The 3,645-nt window shown below is 63.9% G+C and carries 6 protein-coding genes and 1 pseudogene; all 7 read right to left on the minus strand.

The window, feature by feature from the left end; all coding sequences use genetic code 11:
- Window positions 1-381, minus strand: a pseudogene (locus tag WBQ44_RS19210) (phosphoglucosamine mutase); the annotation flags it as partial.
- 115 nt (window positions 382-496) lie between these two features.
- The gene (rpsI, locus tag WBQ44_RS19215; RefSeq protein WP_495568265.1) at window positions 497-1,033 is read right to left on the minus strand and encodes a 30S ribosomal protein S9; all 537 of its coding nucleotides are present in this window, start codon (window positions 1,031-1,033) and stop codon (window positions 497-499) included.
- Window positions 1,030-1,473 (minus strand): 50S ribosomal protein L13, encoded by a 444-nt coding sequence (gene rplM / locus WBQ44_RS19220; protein ID WP_495568266.1) that lies wholly within the window; start codon window positions 1,471-1,473, stop codon window positions 1,030-1,032. The genes rpsI and rplM overlap by 4 nt, the downstream gene beginning before the upstream one ends.
- Before the next feature lie 175 nt (window positions 1,474-1,648).
- Window positions 1,649-1,990 carry a TraR/DksA family transcriptional regulator gene (locus tag WBQ44_RS19225; protein WP_495568267.1) on the minus strand — a complete coding sequence of 114 codons (342 nt, stop codon included), beginning with the start codon at window positions 1,988-1,990 and terminating at the stop codon, window positions 1,649-1,651.
- 89 nt (window positions 1,991-2,079) lie between these two features.
- Window positions 2,080-2,376 carry a WXG100 family type VII secretion target gene (locus tag WBQ44_RS19230; RefSeq protein ID WP_495568268.1) on the minus strand — a complete coding sequence of 99 codons (297 nt, stop codon included), beginning with the start codon at window positions 2,374-2,376 and terminating at the stop codon, window positions 2,080-2,082.
- Between the two features lie 105 nt (window positions 2,377-2,481).
- Window positions 2,482-2,790 (minus strand): WXG100 family type VII secretion target, encoded by a 309-nt coding sequence (locus WBQ44_RS19235; RefSeq protein WP_495568269.1) that lies wholly within the window; start codon window positions 2,788-2,790, stop codon window positions 2,482-2,484.
- A 180-nt stretch (window positions 2,791-2,970) separates the two neighbouring features.
- A partial coding sequence (locus WBQ44_RS19240) for a type VII secretion-associated protein (RefSeq protein WP_495568270.1) occupies window positions 2,971-3,645 on the minus strand: 675 nt, incomplete at its 5' end.

Below are 3,645 nucleotides of genomic sequence, written 5' to 3' on the forward strand. Positions count from 1 at the left end.
GTCCTCGACGTCGTCGTCGAGTTTGTGACCGCCTGCCGCGAAAATCTTGATTCCGTTGTCCGGCATGGGATTGTGCGATGCAGAAATCATGATGCCGAGCGCAGCCCCGTACTCTGCCGTCAGAAAAGCGACCGCGGGGGTGGGGAGTACACCGACGTCGACGACGTCGACTCCCGATGCAGTGAGGCCGGCCGTTACCGCTGCGGCCAACATCTCACCGCTGGCACGCGGATCGCGGCCCACGACGGCGACGGGACGCGTGGACCCGCGCGTCGATGCGAGGACGTGGGCCGCAGCCTTGGCCACCTTCAGCGCCAGTTCGGGGGTCAGCAAGCCGTTGGCCAACCCTCGTACACCGTCGGTACCGAACAGTCGAGTCATGCGGACCCGTCCCCCTTCGCCGGAACACAGCAATAGTCGAGTACGAAATGCCGCGAGGGCAGGCATCCGATATTGCATCGGCGCCTGCCCTCGCGGGTAGAGATGATCGACAGCGTCAGCGCTTGGAGTACTGCGACGCCTTACGGGCCTTCTTCAGGCCGTACTTCTTACGCTCGACCGCACGCGCATCACGGGTGAGGAAGCCTGCAGCCTTGAGCGGCGGGCGGTCATCCGGTGTGACCTCGATGAGGGCGCGCGAGATGGCGAGACGTAGAGCGCCTGCCTGGCCGGACGGTCCGCCGCCGTGCAGCAGAGCAATGACATCGAAGGACTCTGCGCGATCGACGAGCACCAGGGGAGCCTTGATGAGCTGCTGGTGAACCTTGTTCGGGAAGTAGTCCTCGAGGCTGCGACCGTTGAGCTTGAAGCCGCCGGTGCCCGGTGAGAACCGAACACGCGCAACAGCTTCCTTACGGCGTCCCACGGTCTGCACGGGGCGATCGAACAGGATCGGAGCCGGCGCGGCGGCTGCGGCCTCGATCTCTTCGGTGACCTCGGGCTCTTCGACGGACACGAACTCGTCCGCAGCGATCTCGACGATCTCTTCCGGGCTTTCCTGCGACGTCACGTCATTTCCCTCCGGCGCCGTCACTGGGACACCTGCTTGATTTCGAACGGAACGGGCTGCTGAGCGGCGTGCGGGTGGTTCGGTCCCGCGTACACCTTGAGCTTGCCCGCGATGGCATTACCGAGCTTGTTCTTGGGGATCATGCCCTTGACGGCCTTCTCCACAAGACGATCGGGGTTGCTCTCGAGCACCTGTCGGGTCGAACGCGACTTCAGACCGCCCGGGTGGCCGGAGTGGTGGTGGTGAAACTTGCCGTCGAGCTTGTTGCCACTGATGGCAACTTTCTCGGCGTTGATGATGACGACGAAGTCGCCACCGTCGACGTTGGGTGCGTAGGTCGGCTTGTGCTTGCCGCGGAGCAGAGTCGCGGCTTGGACGGCGAGGCGTCCGAGCACGACGTCCGTCGCGTCGATCACATGCCAAGTCCGGGTGGTGTCCCCGGCCTTGGGGCTGTATGTAGACACAGAAATTCCTGTCTTCATGATGTCGCTGCTGGCCAAAACGTGTCGATGACCTCGGCGGCCAGTTGAGACCCGAGTTCAGGAGCCACCACGCATCGAGATACGTGGCGAGCTCATACACGCCAACGAGCGACGATACCGGTAAGCACTCCCCCGGGTCAAAACGCCCACGCTGGACTCACCGGACCCGTACGCAGGCGATGCAGCGACGTGCTGCAGGCAGGGCATCCAATCGTGCATCGGCGATGGGTTTGCCGCAACGCTCGCACCGTCCGTAGGTGCCTGCGACCACCCGCCCCGCCGCCTCGTCCAGCTCGCGTAGCTCGTCCTCGGCGTCACGCGCCAGCGACAGCACCGTTGCACGCTCGAAGGCGATGGTCGACCCTTCCGGATCGTGCTCGTCGTCGTCGGTCGACCACTGCGAGCCGTCGACGATGGCCTGGAACTGCGCCCGCAACGACCCGAGGCGCGCGGCGACCACCGTCCTGGCCTCGTCGATGCGTGCGCGGTCGCTGTTCATGCACCTCAGTGAACTACGAGGCCCCTCTCACCGCAGCAGCGGGCCCCGGCGTCGACGACGCCGGGGCCTTGCAAGAACTTCGAGGCTCGTCAGGAAAAGCGCGACCTGTTGATGGCTTCCTGTTCCTGCATCCGCTGGTTGCCGGATGTCACCGAACCGATCAGCGACTGGAGAACGCCGTTCAGCTCTGCCTGCGCTGCGTTCCACTCGGCCTGCTTGACCTGGTACGCGTCGGAGTCGGCACCCTGCCAGGTCGCGACCAGCGGTTGGATCGACGACTTGACCTCGTCGAGCCTTTCGTTCAGAGATCCCCACTTCGTGGTCATGCCGCCGGCGAGGTCGCCGATCGCACCGAAGTTGTATTTGATTTCGCCACTCGTCATCATCGGTCCTTTACGTTCGTTGGATCGGCCGGAGCCGAGTCTTGCTCGAAAGCCATTGCGAATCTTCGCGATTCAAGGTAAGGCGCGTACTTCCCGCCCCGGGGCCGATCACAAATTGAGGCTGCCTCCGACGGTTCGAAGCTGAGAAACGTTGTCCTGCTCGGACTGGTCGTACTGCACGCCGCTGGTTGTGATGGACTCGCTGATACCCGCGAGTGCGTTCTCCAATTTGAAGGCGCTGGAATCCCAACTGGTCATGACCTGAGCGAACGTGGTGGACGCAGTGCCCTTCCAGATGCCCGACGCTGCCATGTCGACGTCGGCGCGAAGTGCTCTGAGCAATCCGCCGATCTGCTCGCGCAGGCCGTCGACCTTGGCGGCCACGGCGAGCATGGTCTGAATATCGGTTTCTGCCATGTCGACTCCTTGTTTGGTGAAATCTGGGTTTGGTGAAATCTGGGTTCGGTGGAATCTGGTTGTGGAACTCGGGTTCGGAACTGGTGCTGATGTGGTCGGGATCTCCCCTACTACTGCTTGGACGCAGCGGCCAGGGCGATCGGTTCCCTCGTTCGCAAACTATCGCCGAGTCGATCTCGACTATGGACCGGCAGGAGAAATCTCGAGGGTCGATACGGCGCGGGCACACTCGTCCGCGAGAACCGCTTCGGAGCCCTCGGCGCCCTGACACCCGATGCTGATCTGCATTCCGTCCTCGACAAAAACCCGCCAGTGCACCGACGAGCCGTCCTGCGGGTTCTCCGTGTAAGACATGCCCACCCGACCGTCGAAGTCCGTTGCACGCGTGAAGCTCCCGACAGCGGAGTTCTGCCCGCTCTCTTCCATCTGACCCGTCAGATCGTCGGCCACGTCGTCGAACGATGCCCCTGGTACGAGTTCCACCGTCGAGACGACGATGCGTCGATCGGGAACCTCCGGCGGAACCAGGACGAGGCGATCCGGTTCTGAACGGGCAGACCACAGCGCCGGCATCTCGACACTCACCCTGCCGAAGGCGAATCGCGAGTACTCGGGCGAGAGAATCGGCACGGCCGACGACACCGCTGGAGCAGTTGTCGGGGTATCGGTCGGCTCCGGGGTATCGGTCGGCTCCGGGGTATCGGCCGGCTCCGGGTTATCGGTCACGGTCGCCCCTGCGGTGACGCTCGACTCGCTCGTGGGTGAAGACGGCGTAAGGGTTCGATACCCCAGGAGGGCCACGGCGACTGCGACCACAACGATCGCGGCGCCGAAGGCGACCGTGCGCAGGGGCAC

The sequence above is a fragment of the Rhodococcus sp. (in: high G+C Gram-positive bacteria) genome, from assembly GCF_049591685.1.
Lineage (GTDB): Bacteria > Actinomycetota > Actinomycetes > Mycobacteriales > Mycobacteriaceae > Rhodococcoides.